Source organism: Pseudomonas eucalypticola (assembly GCF_013374995.1).
GTDB lineage: Bacteria > Pseudomonadota > Gammaproteobacteria > Pseudomonadales > Pseudomonadaceae > Aquipseudomonas > Aquipseudomonas eucalypticola.
Genome location: NZ_CP056030.1, coordinates 4,828,253 through 4,841,360 on the forward strand (window position 1 = coordinate 4,828,253; position 13,108 = coordinate 4,841,360).

Consider the following 13,108-nt stretch of genomic DNA (forward strand, 5'->3'; position numbering starts at 1 on the left):
GTCAGTCCTGGGCGGCTTTGCGGTAATTATGGCCTATCGGATGAGGAAGATTGCGCGCCTTTGCCAATTCAATCTGTTTCTGGCGGTCGATGGCGCTCTTGCGGGTTTTCTCGCTGAGGCTGTCCCAGCAATGGGGGCAACTGATACCCGGCGAATAGTGCTCGCTGGCACGGTCCTCGGCACTGATGGGGGTGCGGCAGGCATGGCACTGGTCGTAGTCGCCCTCGGTCAGGTCGTGGCGCACGGTGACGCGGTTGTCGAACACGAAGCAGTCACCCTGCCACTTGGTTTCTTCCTGGGGCACCTCTTCCAGGTACTTGAGGATGCCGCCCTTGAGGTGGAACACCTCGCCGAAACCCTCGCCCAGCATGTAGCTGGAAGCCTTCTCGCACCGAATACCGCCGGTGCAGAACATCGCGACCTTCTTGTGCACGGCCGGGTCGAAGTTGGCCTTGATGTAATCCGGAAACTCGCGGAACGAGGTGGTCTTGGGATCAATGGCGCCTTCGAAGGTACCAATGGCCACTTCATAGTCGTTGCGGGTGTCGATCAGCAGCACTTCGGGGTCGCTGATCAGGGCATTCCAGTCCTTGGGCTCCACGTAGGTACCAACGCTGCGGTTGGGGTCCACGCCGGGCACGCCCAGGGTCACGATTTCCTTCTTGAGCTTGACCTTGGTGCGGTAGAACGGCTGCTCGTCGCAGTACGATTCCTTGTGGTCGATGTCCACCAGGCGCGGGTCGTTGCGCAGCCAGGCCAACAGGCCGTCGATGCCTTCGCGGGTGCCGGACACGGTACCGTTGATGCCTTCCTCGGCGATCAGCAGGGTGCCTTTGATGCCGTTGTCGACCATGGCATTGAGCAGGGGCTCGCGCAGGTCAACGTAATCTTCCAGGGTGACGAACTTGTACAGTGCCGCCACGACAATGGCTTGTGTCATGGGTAAAAACTCCAGGTGGTCATCCTCGCAAAGGAAGGACCGGGTCGAAAAACAGGTGAGTTGAAACGACTGTAGGAGCGCCCCACCCTCCCCCACGAATGGGGGGGGCGGAGTGCTCCTACAGGGGAACCTAAGGCCGCGATTCTATCAAAAAAGCGGCTTGGGCAGTATTGCTCTGGATCAATGCCCGCCCGCGCAGGTCGGCGATGCCGGCGCTGCGCCGACGGCCGCCCATTCCTCGGGGGTGTAGGTGTGCTGGGCCAGGGCATGGAATTGCCCCATCAGCTCACCCAGGGTGGCATAGACCATCTGCTGGCGCTTCACGCGGCTCAGGCCCACGAATTGCTCGCACACCAGCACCACCTTGTAATGGGTTTCCTGGCCGCGGCTGTGCATGTGGCTTTCGTCGAGCACCTGCACATGGACCGGGCTCAGGGCGCCGAGCGCCTGCTCAATGCGTTGCTGCATGGACATGGCTGGCCCCGCTTACGGCTTCTTGGCCGGTGCGGCGGCCGGGGCCGCGGCTTTTGGCGGCGCCAGCTCGTTGGTCATGTCAGACAGCAGCTTGTTGACCACCGGCACGGCGCTCTCCAGCTTCTGCTGGGTGATCTGGGCCGACTGCTGGGTCACCGCAGGCATCTTCTCCAGCACTTTCTTGCCCAGTGGCGACTGGTAGAACTTGACCAGGTCCTTGAGCTCCTGCTCGGTGAAGGTGTCGGTGTACAGCTTGACCATGTCAGGCTTGAGCTTCGGCCAGCCAATGGCCTGGTCCAGCGCGGCATTCGCCTTGGCCTGGTAGGTTTCCAGCACGGCGCGCTTGGCTTCCGGTGCCTTGGTCTGCTCGAAACGCTGGGCAAACATCTGCTGCACCTGCATGTAGACCGGGGTGCCGAGCTTGTCGGCGTGCGCCATCATCAGGAACGATTCAGCACTGGCGTTGTGGCTGGCGGTGTCGGCGAAGACCTGGCCGCTGGCGCAGACCAGAGCAACCGCGGTACAGATGGCACGAAGACGGGTCATCGAGTTTCCTTAAGTTAGCAGGCGAGGTAATACCCCGGAATCAAACATTCTGCGCCCAAGCGAGCCGTTCACTCAACCCCGGCACAGGCCCCGGCACATGAAACCTGATGGAACCGCAACGCCGATCCACAGCCTAAACTGCGAATTCAGCCCGTTCAGGAGGACCATCGCATGAGCCGAACAGAAACTGACAGCCTGGGACCCATCGAAGTTCCCGAAGAGGCCTACTGGGGCGCGCAGACCCAGCGCTCGCTGATCAACTTCGCCATCGGTGACCAGCGCATGCCCTTGGCGGTGCTGCACGCCCTGGCGCTGATCAAGAAGGCGGCGGCGCGGGTCAACGACCGTAACGGCGACCTGCCCGCCGACATCGCCCGGCTCATCGAACAGGCCGCCGATGAGGTGCTGGACGGCGAGCATGACGACCAGTTCCCGCTGGTGGTCTGGCAGACGGGCAGTGGTACCCAGAGCAACATGAACGTCAACGAGGTGATCGCCGGGCGCGCCAACGAGCTGGCCGGCAAGGGCCGCGGCGGCAAGGCGCCGGTGCACCCCAACGACCATGTCAACCGTTCCCAGAGTTCCAACGATTGCTTCCCCACCGCCATGAGCATTGCCGCCGCCCAGGCGGTGCACCAGCAATTGCTGCCGGCCATCGCCGAACTGTCGGCGGGCCTGGCGGAATTGTCGGCGCGGCACATGACCCTGGTGAAAACCGGCCGCACCCACATGATGGACGCCACGCCCATTACCTTCGGCCAGGAACTCTCGGCCTACGTCGCCCAGCTGGATTACGCCCAGCGCGCCATTCGCGCGGCCTTGCCGGCAGTGTGCGAGCTGGCCCAGGGCGGCACGGCGGTCGGCACCGGGCTGAACGCGCCCCATGGCTTCTCCGAAGCCATTGCCGCGGAACTGGCGGCGTTGTCGGGCCTGCCCTTCATCACTGCGCCGAACAAGTTCGCCGCCCTGGCCGGGCATGAGCCGCTCACGACGCTGGCCGGGGCGTTGAAAACCCTGGCGGTGGCCCTGATGAAGCTGGCCAATGACCTGCGCCTGCTGGGTTCAGGCCCCCGTGCCGGGCTGGCCGAAGTGAAGTTGCCGGCCAACGAGCCGGGCAGCTCGATCATGCCGGGCAAGGTCAACCCCACGCAGTGCGAAGCCTTGTCGATGCTCGCCTGCCAGGTGCTGGGCAACGACGTCGCGATCGGCTTCGCCGCCAGCCAGGGCCACCTGCAGTTGAACGTATACAAGCCGGTGATCATCCACAACCTGCTGCAATCCATCCGCCTGCTGGCCGACGGCTGCAGCAACTTCCAGGCCCATTGCATCGCGGGGCTGGAACCGGACCCGACGCAGATGGCCGACCACCTGGAGCGTGGCCTGATGCTGGTGACCGCACTGAACCCGCACATCGGTTACGACAAGTCCGCGCAGATCGCCAAGAAGGCTTACGCCGAGAACCTGACCCTGCGCCAGGCGGCGCTGGACCTGGGGTACCTGACCGACGCCGAGTTCGACCAATGGGTACGCCCGGAGAACATGCTCGAATCCGGCAAGAATGGCTGACCGGCGGTAGACACCGTGCCGCTCGGAACTCGATAAGATGAAATACCATCAACTTGGGGGACTTTCCATGTATGGCAAGCGCGCACAAGACCCGGCCGACACCGTGCACTACCGCAGTGACCGGGTGATCATGGTCAATGGTGAATTTTTCTTCACCACCCGTGAAAACACCCAGGAAGGCCCCTACCCTTCCAAGGAAATCGCCGCCCGGGAAACCGAGGCCTACATCGCCCGCATGCAAGGCCGCGCTTGACGCGACGCCTCGATCCCTATGGGACCGGGCGCAGCTCGGGAACCGGCCGCCGCGCCCTGTCAGCCACTGCCCGGTGGTCTTTTCCCGAGCTGCGCCCGGTCCCACAGGGTCGTCAGAACGCCTCGAACAGGCCCGCCGCGCCCATGCCGCCGCCCACGCACATGGTCACCACCCCATAGCGCAGTTGCTGGCGCTGTAACTCGCGCACGATATGCCCCACTTGCCGTGAACCCGTCATGCCGAACGGGTGGCCGATGGCGATCGAACCGCCGTTGACGTTGTACTTGGCGTTGTCGATTTCCAGACGGTCGCGGCAATACAGGCACTGGGAGGCGAAGGCTTCGTTGAGTTCCCACAGGTCCACGTCCTGCAGGCTCACGCCAGCGGCGTTGAGCAGCTTCGGCACGGCGAACACGGGGCCGATGCCCATTTCATCCGGTTCACAGCCGGCCACGGTGAACCCGCGGAATACTGCCCGCGGCTGGAGACCCAGCGCCTGCGCCCGCTCCAGGCTCATCACCAGGGTCATTGAGGCGCCATCGGACAACTGCGATGCGTTGCCTGCCGTTACCGAACCGTCCTCGCTGAACGCCGGTTTCAGGCTCGCCAGGCTTTGCAGCGTGGTATCAGGGCGGTTGCAGTCATCCCGGTCCACCACCCCGTCCAGCCATTTCTGCTCGCCGCTGGCCTTGTCTTCCACCAGGTAGCGGGTGTTCATGGCCACGATTTCATCATCGAAACGGCCATCGGCCTGGGCCTGGGCCGTGCGCTGCTGGCTTTGCAGGGCGTATTGGTCCTGGGCCTCGCGGCTGACCTGGTAACGCTTGGCCACCACTTCGGCCGTCAGGCCCATGGGCATGTAGATGCCCGGCGAGCTTTCCTGCAGGGTGGGGTTGAGCAAGTGCTCCTGGTTGACGCTGCGCAGGGTCAGGCTGATGGACTCCACGCCGCCGGCGACAATCACATCGCTGAACCCCGAGGCGATCTGGTTGGCGGCAATGGCAATGGCCTGAAGGCCCGAAGAGCAGAACCGGTTGAGGGTCATGCCCGCGGTGCCGGTGCCCAGCTTCGACAGCACCGCTACGTTGCGGCCGATGTTGAACCCCTGGGCGCCTTCGTTGGAAGCCGCGCCAACGATGCAGTCCTCGACGCTGGCCGGGTCGATGCCGTTGCGGGCCAGCAGGGCGTTCACGCAATGGGCCGCCATGTCATCGGGGCGGGTCTGGTTGAACTTGCCACGGAAAGACTTGGCCAGGCCGGTCCTGACACTGTCGACGATCACCACTTCACGCATGGGGCACCTCCTTCGGCGTTGAGCTGCTAGCTGAAAGCGAAGGCAACAACGCGCTGCCTTTGGCTCGTAGCCAGTAGTTTGTAGCGTGCCGCTTGCCCCCAAGCCACCATCATTGAAGCGCTTGATGCAACACCATGACAGATCAGGCGCTCACTTGTCCTTTTTGAAGGCTTTCTCCAGCGCCTCGTTGATGGTGCGCAGCACCTTCACCCGGGCCCAGCGCTTGTCGTTGGCTTCAATCAGGGTCCAAGGGGCGACCTCGGTACTGGTGCGGTCCACCATGTCTTCCACCGCTTCACGGTACTGCTCCCACTTATCGCGGTTGCGCCAGTCGTCATCGGTGATCTTGAACCGCTTGAAGGGCACTTTTTCCCGCGCTTCGAAGCGTTCCAGCTGGGTGTCCTTGTCAATCGCCAGCCAGAACTTGACCACCACCACGCCAGCATTGGCCAACTGCTCTTCGAAGTCGTTGATTTCGCCATAGGCACGCATCCAGTCACTGGTGCTGCACAGGCCTTCCACCCGCTCCACCAACACCCGGCCATACCAGGAGCGGTCAAAGATGGTGAACTTGCCACGCGCCGGAATCTGCCGCCAGAAGCGCCACAGGTACGGCTGCGCCAGTTCATCCTGGGTCGGCGCGGCGATGGGCACGATGTTGTACTGGCGCGGGTCCAGCGCTGCGGCGACCCGGCGAATGGCACCGCCCTTGCCCGCCGCATCGTTACCTTCGAACGCCGCCACCAGGGCATGGCGGCGCATGTGCTTATGGCGTAGCAGCCCGGCCAACCGCGCCTGTTCGGCCACCAGCTGGTCGTTGTAGTCGTCCTTGTCCAGCTGCTGGCTCAGGTCCAGGCTGTCGAGCAAGCCCTTGCCATCCAGGCTGTGCCCCAAGGGGGCGACGCTCTGGTGCAGGGGTTCGGTGGGGGCCTTGAGGGCTGCCTGCAAGCCTTCCAGCAGCAGTTTGCCCACTGTGAGGCTGCGGTAGTGGGGGTCGACGCCTTCGATCACATGCCACGGCGCGTAGTCACGGCTGGTGCGGCGCAGCACGCGCTCGCCGAAGCGCACGAAACGGTCATAGGTCTCCGATTGCTGCCAGTCCAGCGGGCTGATGCGCCAGCTGTGCAGAGGGTCGTCCTGCAGGGCCTTGAGCCGCGCTTTCATCTGTTTCTTGGACAGGTGGAACCAGAACTTGAAGATCAGCGCGCCCTCGTCGCACAGCATCTGCTCCAGGCGCTCGGCACCGTTGATGGCCTGGTCCAGCTGCGCGTTCTTGAACTCGCGGTGCACACGCCCCTGGATCATCTGGCTGTACCAATTGCCGAAGAACACGCCGATCTTGCCCTTAGCCGGCAATTGCCGCCAGTAACGCCAGGCAGCGGGCCGTGCCAGTTCTTCGTCGGTCTGCTGGTCGAAAGAGCGCACTTCGATCAGGCGCGGGTCCATCCATTCGTTGAGCAGCTTGACGGTCTCGCCCTTGCCCGCGCCCTCGATGCCGTTGATCAGAATGATGACCGGAAAGCGCGCCTGGGCCTTGAGTTCATTCTGGGCCTCCAGCAACGCTTCGCGCAGCGCCGGCACTTCGGCGTCGTAGGTCTCCTTGTCGATGGCGTGGCCTATTTCGGCAGACTCGAACATGGGCAGTACTCCTTGACCAATAAGGTCTAGAGCCTAGCGCATCAGCCTCGCTATCATGAACCCTTGTCTGTCATCGAGCTGAACATGAGTACCGAACCGCTGCACGCCCAGATCGACTGGGACGACCTGGGCCGCCCCACGTCGCGCCACTACGGCGACGTTTACTTCGCCGCCTCGGGGCTGGAAGAAACCCGCCATGTGTTCATCGACCAGAACGACCTGACGGCGCGCTTCAGCGCCCTGGCTGACGGGCAGCGGCTGGTGATCGGCGAGACGGGCTTCGGCACTGGCCTGAACTTCTTCTGCGCCTGGCAGTTGTTCGCCGAACGCGCCGCGCCAGGCGCGCGCCTGCAGTTCATCAGCGTGGAAAAATACCCCCTGAGCCATGCCGACCTCAGCCGCGCCTTGGCGCTGTGGCCAGAGTTGGCGCCCTACACGCAACCGCTGCTGGCCCAATACGTGGGTATTCACCAGGGCTTCCAACGCCTGGTGTTCGATGGCGGCCGGGTCACCCTGACGCTGCTGATCGGCGATGTGCTGGAACAGTTGCCGCAACTGGACGCCCAGGTGGACGCCTGGTTCCTGGACGGCTTCGCCCCGGCCAAGAACCCGGAAATGTGGACCCCCGAATTGTTCGCCGAACTGGCCCGCCTGGCCGCGCCGGGTTCTACCCTGGGTACCTTCACCAGTACCGGCTGGGTGCGCCGTGGGCTGATGGCGGTGGGGTACAAAATGAAGCGCATACCCGGCATCGGCAAGAAGTGGGAAGTGTTGCGCGGCGTGTTCGAAGGCCCGGTGGCTGCCCCGACCACGGCCAAACCGTGGTTCGCCCGGCCACCGCGCCCGCAGGGTGAACGCCATGCCCTGGTGATCGGCGCCGGCCTGGCCGGTTGCGCCACCGCCGCCAGCCTGGCAGCCCGGGGTTGGCGCGTCAGCCTGCTGGAGCGCCACGACGGCGTGGCCCAGGAAGCCTCGGGCAACCCCCAGGGCGTGCTTTACCTGAAACTGTCCGCCCATGGCACGGCGCTGTCACAGTTGATCGTCAGCGGCTTTGGCCACACGCGTCGGCTGCTGGAACAGTTGCAGCGCGGCCGCGACTGGGACGCCTGCGGCGTGCTGCAACTGGCCTTCGATGCCAAGGAAGGCCAGCGCCAGGCGCAACTGGCCGACGCTTTCGACCCGCAACTGCTTAAGGTGCTGGACCGTGACGCTGCCCAGGCCGTGGCCGGAGTGGCCCTGCCCAGTGGCGGGCTGTACTTCCCGGAAGGCGGCTGGGTACACCCGCCCGCCTTGTGCCAATGGCAGGCCGGACAGCGCGGCGTGCACGTGCAGCCCCACCAGCACGTCCTGGAACTGCGCCGTGTGCAAGGCCAGTGGCAGGCCTGGGAAGGCGAACGCCTGCTGGCCAGCGCCCCCGTGGCCGTACTGTGCACGGCGGCACAGGTGCGCGACTTTGGCGAAACGGCCAGCTTGCCGCTCAAGCGTATCCGCGGCCAGATCACTGCCCTGCCCTGCACCGACCGCAGCGCCGCCCTGGCCACCGTGGTCTGCGCCGAAGGCTATGTAGCCCCGGCCCGCCTGGGCGAACACACCCTGGGGGCCAGTTTCGATTTCCACAGTGACAACCTCACCCCCACCGTGGCCGAGCACCAGGGCAACCTGGCCATGCTCGATGAAATCTCCACCGACCTCGCCCAGCGCCTCGGCGCTCATGGCCTGCCACCGGAGCAGCTACAAGGGCGCGCCGCGTTCCGTTGCACCAGCCCGGACTACCTGCCCATCGTCGGGCCGGTGGCCGAGCACCAGGCGTTTTTGCAGGCCTACGCCATACTCAGCCGCGACGCCCGCCAAGTGCCCGACGTGGCCTGCCCCTGGCTGGAGGGATTGTACGTGAACAGCGGGCACGGCTCGCGCGGCTTGATCACCGCGCCATTGAGCGGGGAACTGGTGGCGGCCTGGTTGGAAGGCGAGGCCTTGCCAGTGCCGCGCGAGGTAGCGCAAGCGTGCCACCCCAATCGATTTTGGGTGCGGGGTTTGGTGAAGAACAAGGGATAGCCCCAAGTGCAAGGCGTTGCGCTTCTGGCGCCCTTGAGATCGAGCGCCCCGCACACGCCAGATACCCGGTAGTTTTGATTGGCCTTCGCCCGCCCACGGACACATCGATACCCCATGCTAGCCATCACCCACCTGCAAAAATCCTACCCCACGCCCCAGGGTCTCCTCCCGGTCCTGGCGGGCGTGGACCTGCAGCTCCCCCAAGGCCAGAGCCTGGCCCTGATGGGGGAGTCGGGCAGCGGCAAGAGCACCCTGCTGCACCTGGTGGCCGGGCTGGACCAGGCCGACAGCGGCCGCATCGAGGTCAACGGCCAGGCGCTGGAGCGCCTGAACGAAGGCCAACTGGCCGCGTGGCGGCGCCATGGCGTGGGCTTGATCTTTCAGCAATTCAACCTGATCAGCAGCCTCAACGTAGCCGATAACCTGGCCTTTCAGGCCCGCCTGGCCGGCCGCCTCGACCCAGCCTGGCAGGCCGAACTGGCCGAGCGGCTGGGCCTGGCTGGCCTGCTGGCGCGCTACCCCGAACAACTGTCAGGCGGCCAGCAGCAACGCGTGGCCTTGGGCCGAGCCCTGGCGCCGCGGCCACCGCTGCTGCTGGCCGACGAACCCACGGGCAACCTCGACGAACGCACCAGCGCCCAGGTGCTCGACCTGCTGTTGCACCTGCAGGCCGAAACCGGGTGCAGCCTGCTGATGGTCACCCATAGCCCGGCCATCGCCGCCCGCCTGCAGCGCCAGGTCGTGCTGCAAGCCGGCCGCGTCAAGGCTGACTGAGATGGCCAGCCTGTGGTGGACCCTGGTCGCCCTGCTCAGCCACTGGCGTCTGCATCCTCTGCAACTGGCCAGTGTCCTGGCGGGGCTATGGCTGGCCACGACCCTGCTGATCGGCGTGCAAGCCCTGAATGGCCAGGCTCGCCATAGCTACGCCCTGGCCAGTGAACTGATTGGTGGCCGCGCCCAGACCAGCCTCGCCCCTCGCAAGGGCGACGACCTGCCCCAAGCGCTGTTCGTCGACCTGCGCCGCCGTGGCTGGCCGGTATCGCCCCTGCTGCAAGGACGCCTGGACCTCAACGGCCAGCGCTTGACCGTGACCGGCATCGACCCATTGACCTTACCGACCCACACCGCGCTGGCCGGGCAAGTGCCCAGCGAGGCCGACCTTTACCGCTTCATCGGCACCCCCGGCGTGACATGGGTGTCGCGCCAGACCCTGCGCGCCCTGGGGCTGCACGAGGGCGATGACGCCGGCGCGCGGCTGCCGCCCCTGCAAGCCCGCGACGACATGGCACCCGGGGTGTTGTTGATGGACATCAGCCGTGCCCAGGCCCTGCTGGGGATGCCAGAGCGACTCTCACGCCTGCTGTTGCCCGAGGGTTTCGAAGGCGCACTGCCAGCCGAGCTGGCCGGGCAGTTGCAACGCCAGCACAGCGACCCCGGTCAGGACATGAACCGGCTCACCGAGGCGCTGCACCTGAACCTGGCCGCGCTGGGCCTGCTGGCTTTCGTGGTCGGGCTGTTCATCGCCCAGGCCGCCATCGGCCTGGCGCTGGAGCAACGACGAGCGCTGATGCGCACCCTGCGCGCCTGCGGCGTAAGCGTCCGCCTGCTGGTGGTGGCACTGTTGCTGGAACTCACGGCGCTGGCCCTGCTGGGTGCAGTGGCGGGGGTGGCCAGCGGCTACGGCCTGGCCAGTGCGCTGCTGCCGGATGTCGCGGCCAGCCTGCGCGGCCTGTATGGCGCAGAAGTGGGCAACCAGCTCAGCCTGGGCCCGCACTGGTGGCTGGCCGCCGTCGCCTTGAGCCTGGCGGGCGCGCTGCTGGCCTGCGGGCATACCCTGTGGCGAGCTGCCCGCTTGCCCCTGCTGGCACTGGCCAGCCACCAAGCCTGGCAAGGGGCTTACCGCCAGGGCTTGCGCCGACAGGGTGCGGCGGCCGGGGTCCTGGCCGTGTTGGCCCTGGCGCTGGCGGGATGGGGAAACAGCCTTGCCGCGGGCTTCAGCCTGCTGGCCTGCCTGTTGCTGGCCGCCGCCCTGGCATTGCCGGTGCTGCTCGAACTGCTGCTGGCCTGCCTGGCCCGCCTGCCGTCGTCCAGCGCCAGCGGCCAATGGTTTCTGGCTGACTGCCGGCAGCAACTGCCCGGCCTGAGCCTGGCACTGATGGCGTTGCTGCTGGCCATGGCCACCAACCTGGGTGCTTCCAGCATGACCCAAGGCTTTCGCCAAACCTTCGACCATTGGCTGGAACAACGCCTCGTCGCCGAGCTTTACCTGCACCCCAACGACGCCGCGCAAACCGCCCGGGTCCAGGCCTGGCTGCAACAACGGCCCGAGGTTCAGGCCGTCCTGCCGGAACGCGAACAGGATGTCACCCTCCAGGGCTGGCCCGTGCAAGTGCATGGCGTTGTCGACGACCCGCTGTACCGCGAGCACTGGCCTCTGCTTGAGCAGGCCGCGGGCAACCCCTGGGATCAGTTGTTCAATGACGACACCCTGATGCTCAGCGAACAACTGGCACGGCGACTGAAGGTCGGCATCGGCGACACCGTGGTGCTGCCCGGGGCAGGCTCACAGACCGTGGTGGGCATTTACGCCGACTACGGCAACCCCAAAGGCCATGTGCTGCTCGACGCGGCCCGCTGGCAACGCCTGTGGCCGGCGCAGCCACCCACGCGGCTGGCACTGCGCCTGCCACCCGCAGCGGTAGCCGGCATGAAGCACGACCTGCAGGCGGCCTTTTCCCTGAGCGATGAGCGCCTGGTGGACCAAGGCCAACTCAAACGCTGGGCACAGCAGGTATTTGACCGCACCTTCAGCGCCACCCGTGCCCTCGATACCCTGACGCTGGCCGTGGCCGCGGTGGCGCTGTTCATCAGCCTGCTCACCCAGAGCGATAACCGCCTGGCCCAACTGGCGCCCTTGTGGGCACTGGGCATGCGCCGCCGCCAGCTGATCCTGCTCAACCTGGCCCAGACCTGGCTATTGAGCCTGTTGACCCTGTTGCTGGCCTTGCCGCTTGGCGTGTTACTGGCCTGGTGCCTGGTGGCCGTTGTCAATGTGCAGGCCTTCGGCTGGCGGCTGCCGCTACAGCTGTTCCCCGGCCAACTGTTGCAACTGCTGGGGTGGGCGATGCTGGCCACGGTATTGGCCTCACTTTGGCCCATGGTGCGTTTGCTGCGCAGCCAACCGACGGACCTGCTCAGGGTGTTTGCCGATGAACGTTAGCAAAAAGGCTGTAGGCATCGGATTGCTCGGCCTGCTGCTGAGCGCCTGCGACGCCCCACCGCCGCCCACGGGATTTGCCGGCCTGGGGGGCCAGGCCGCAGGCTTCGCCCAGGTGACGCCGGGTGCCCCGCTGGTGTTCCCCCGCGACCATGGCGCCCATCCCGACTACCGCATCGAGTGGTGGTACGTGACGGCGAACCTCAGCGCTGCCGACGGTAGCGTATTCGGCGCCCAGTGGACGCTGTTCCGCAGCGCCCAGGCGCCCGGTGCCGAAGCGCCTGGCTGGAGTCACCGCACCGTGTGGCTGGGGCACGCCGCGCTGACCGGCGCGAACTGGCAACACAGCGCCCAGGCGCTGGCCCGCGGTGGTATCGGCCAGGCTGGGGTGGAAACACAGCCATTTGCAGCCTGGATAGACGACTGGCGCCTGGACAATCCCGCCCCGTCGACCGCCCACCTTGGCAACTTGCGCGTGCAGGCCCGCGCCGCCGATTTCAGCTATGAACTCAACCTGCGCACGGACCGCCCCCTGGTGCTGCAGGGTGTGCAGGGCTACAGCCAGAAATCGCAACAGGGCCAGGCGTCCTGGTATTACAGCCAGCCGTTCTACCAGGTCAGCGGCCAGGTGCAGACCCCCGACGGCCAATGGCATGTCACCGGCCAGGCCTGGCTGGACCACGAGTGGAGCAGCCAGCCCTTGGCAGCCAACCAGCAGGGTTGGGACTGGTTTTCCCTGCACCTGGACGACGGCGCCCAGGTCATGCTGTTCCGCTTGCGCCAACAAGGCGGCCCGGACTTCGTCAGTGGCAGCTGGACGGATGCCGATGGCCACAGCGAGGCCTTGGACAGCGGCCAGGTGCAATTGCGGCCCATGGGCGCCAACGCCACGCTCGACCAGCACCGTGCGCCCACCCAGTGGCAGGTCAGGATTCCCACCCACGGGCTGGATATACGGGTCGAGGCCTTCAACCCCGACGCGTGGATGAAGGTTACCCCGCCTTACTGGGAGGGTCCGGTGCGCATCACAGGCAGCCACGCAGGCCAGGGGTACCTGGAAATGACCGGATATTAAACCACCAGGGCCGGTATGAAAGGCCGCCTGGCGGAGCTGGGACATATGGC

The 13,108-nt window shown here is 65.8% G+C and carries 11 protein-coding genes; 6 read left to right on the forward strand and 5 right to left on the reverse strand.

What is annotated here, in order from left to right:
* Position 1: 1 nt before the first annotated feature.
* From trhO to HWQ56_RS21495, 3 genes are all read right to left on the reverse strand, one after another.
* Positions 2-940: an oxygen-dependent tRNA uridine(34) hydroxylase TrhO gene (trhO, locus tag HWQ56_RS21485; RefSeq protein WP_176571738.1), complete on the reverse strand. Its 939-nt coding sequence runs from the start codon at positions 938-940 to the stop codon at positions 2-4.
* 180 nt (positions 941-1,120) lie between these two features.
* Positions 1,121-1,414 (reverse strand): BolA family protein, encoded by a 294-nt coding sequence (locus tag HWQ56_RS21490; RefSeq protein ID WP_158158052.1) that lies wholly within the window; start codon positions 1,412-1,414, stop codon positions 1,121-1,123.
* A gap of 12 nt (positions 1,415-1,426) precedes the next feature.
* The gene (locus tag HWQ56_RS21495; RefSeq protein ID WP_158158051.1) at positions 1,427-1,960 is read right to left on the reverse strand and encodes a DUF2059 domain-containing protein; all 534 of its coding nucleotides are present in this window, start codon (positions 1,958-1,960) and stop codon (positions 1,427-1,429) included.
* 171 nt (positions 1,961-2,131) lie between these two features.
* Between HWQ56_RS21495 and HWQ56_RS21500 the strand changes: the two genes are divergently transcribed.
* A complete protein-coding gene (locus HWQ56_RS21500) occupies positions 2,132-3,526 on the forward strand; it encodes a class II fumarate hydratase (RefSeq protein WP_176571739.1) in 1,395 nt (464 codons plus the stop codon).
* A gap of 67 nt (positions 3,527-3,593) precedes the next feature.
* Positions 3,594-3,779: a DUF6316 family protein gene (locus tag HWQ56_RS21505; protein WP_158158049.1), complete on the forward strand. Its 186-nt coding sequence runs from the start codon at positions 3,594-3,596 to the stop codon at positions 3,777-3,779.
* A 112-nt stretch (positions 3,780-3,891) separates the two neighbouring features.
* Here the strand turns inward: HWQ56_RS21505 and HWQ56_RS21510 are convergent, their stop codons facing one another.
* Together HWQ56_RS21510 and pap are read right to left on the reverse strand one after the other, a co-directional pair.
* A complete protein-coding gene (locus HWQ56_RS21510) occupies positions 3,892-5,073 on the reverse strand; it encodes a thiolase family protein (RefSeq protein ID WP_176571740.1) in 1,182 nt (393 codons plus the stop codon).
* 150 nt (positions 5,074-5,223) lie between these two features.
* Positions 5,224-6,711 carry a polyphosphate:AMP phosphotransferase gene (gene pap, locus HWQ56_RS21515; RefSeq protein ID WP_176571741.1) on the reverse strand — a complete coding sequence of 496 codons (1,488 nt, stop codon included), beginning with the start codon at positions 6,709-6,711 and terminating at the stop codon, positions 5,224-5,226.
* A gap of 84 nt (positions 6,712-6,795) precedes the next feature.
* On the opposite strand from pap, the gene mnmC reads away from it, so the two are divergent.
* From mnmC to HWQ56_RS21535, 4 genes are all read left to right on the forward strand, one after another.
* Positions 6,796-8,766: a bifunctional tRNA (5-methylaminomethyl-2-thiouridine)(34)-methyltransferase MnmC2/FAD-dependent 5-carboxymethylaminomethyl-2-thiouridine(34) oxidoreductase MnmC1 gene (gene mnmC, locus HWQ56_RS21520; protein WP_176571742.1), complete on the forward strand. Its 1,971-nt coding sequence runs from the start codon at positions 6,796-6,798 to the stop codon at positions 8,764-8,766.
* A 114-nt stretch (positions 8,767-8,880) separates the two neighbouring features.
* A complete protein-coding gene (locus HWQ56_RS21525) occupies positions 8,881-9,540 on the forward strand; it encodes an ABC transporter ATP-binding protein (RefSeq protein ID WP_158158045.1) in 660 nt (219 codons plus the stop codon).
* A gap of 1 nt (position 9,541) precedes the next feature.
* Positions 9,542-11,986, forward strand: coding sequence for an ABC transporter permease (locus tag HWQ56_RS21530; protein ID WP_176571743.1), 2,445 nt, complete (start codon positions 9,542-9,544; stop codon positions 11,984-11,986).
* Positions 11,976-13,058: a lipocalin-like domain-containing protein gene (locus HWQ56_RS21535; protein ID WP_176571744.1), complete on the forward strand. Its 1,083-nt coding sequence runs from the start codon at positions 11,976-11,978 to the stop codon at positions 13,056-13,058. Before HWQ56_RS21530 ends, HWQ56_RS21535 begins: the two co-directional genes overlap by 11 nt.
* Positions 13,059-13,108 lie beyond the last annotated feature (50 nt).

Excerpts from the sequence above, each read along its gene's own strand:
- trhO (WP_176571738.1), bottom strand. The coding sequence starts at position 940 with ATGACACAAGCCATTGTCGTGGCGGCACTGTACAAGTTCGTCACCCTG.
- HWQ56_RS21490 (WP_158158052.1), bottom strand. The coding sequence starts at position 1,414 with ATGTCCATGCAGCAACGCATTGAGCAGGCGCTCGGCGCCCTGAGCCCG.
- HWQ56_RS21495 (WP_158158051.1), bottom strand. The coding sequence starts at position 1,960 with ATGACCCGTCTTCGTGCCATCTGTACCGCGGTTGCTCTGGTCTGCGCC.
- HWQ56_RS21500 (WP_176571739.1), top strand. The coding sequence starts at position 2,132 with ATGAGCCGAACAGAAACTGACAGCCTGGGACCCATCGAAGTTCCCGAA.
- HWQ56_RS21505 (WP_158158049.1), top strand. The coding sequence starts at position 3,594 with ATGTATGGCAAGCGCGCACAAGACCCGGCCGACACCGTGCACTACCGC.
- HWQ56_RS21510 (WP_176571740.1), bottom strand. The coding sequence starts at position 5,073 with ATGCGTGAAGTGGTGATCGTCGACAGTGTCAGGACCGGCCTGGCCAAG.
- pap (WP_176571741.1), bottom strand. The coding sequence starts at position 6,711 with ATGTTCGAGTCTGCCGAAATAGGCCACGCCATCGACAAGGAGACCTAC.
- mnmC (WP_176571742.1), top strand. The coding sequence starts at position 6,796 with ATGAGTACCGAACCGCTGCACGCCCAGATCGACTGGGACGACCTGGGC.
- HWQ56_RS21525 (WP_158158045.1), top strand. The coding sequence starts at position 8,881 with ATGCTAGCCATCACCCACCTGCAAAAATCCTACCCCACGCCCCAGGGT.
- HWQ56_RS21530 (WP_176571743.1), top strand. The coding sequence starts at position 9,542 with ATGGCCAGCCTGTGGTGGACCCTGGTCGCCCTGCTCAGCCACTGGCGT.
- HWQ56_RS21535 (WP_176571744.1), top strand. The coding sequence starts at position 11,976 with ATGAACGTTAGCAAAAAGGCTGTAGGCATCGGATTGCTCGGCCTGCTG.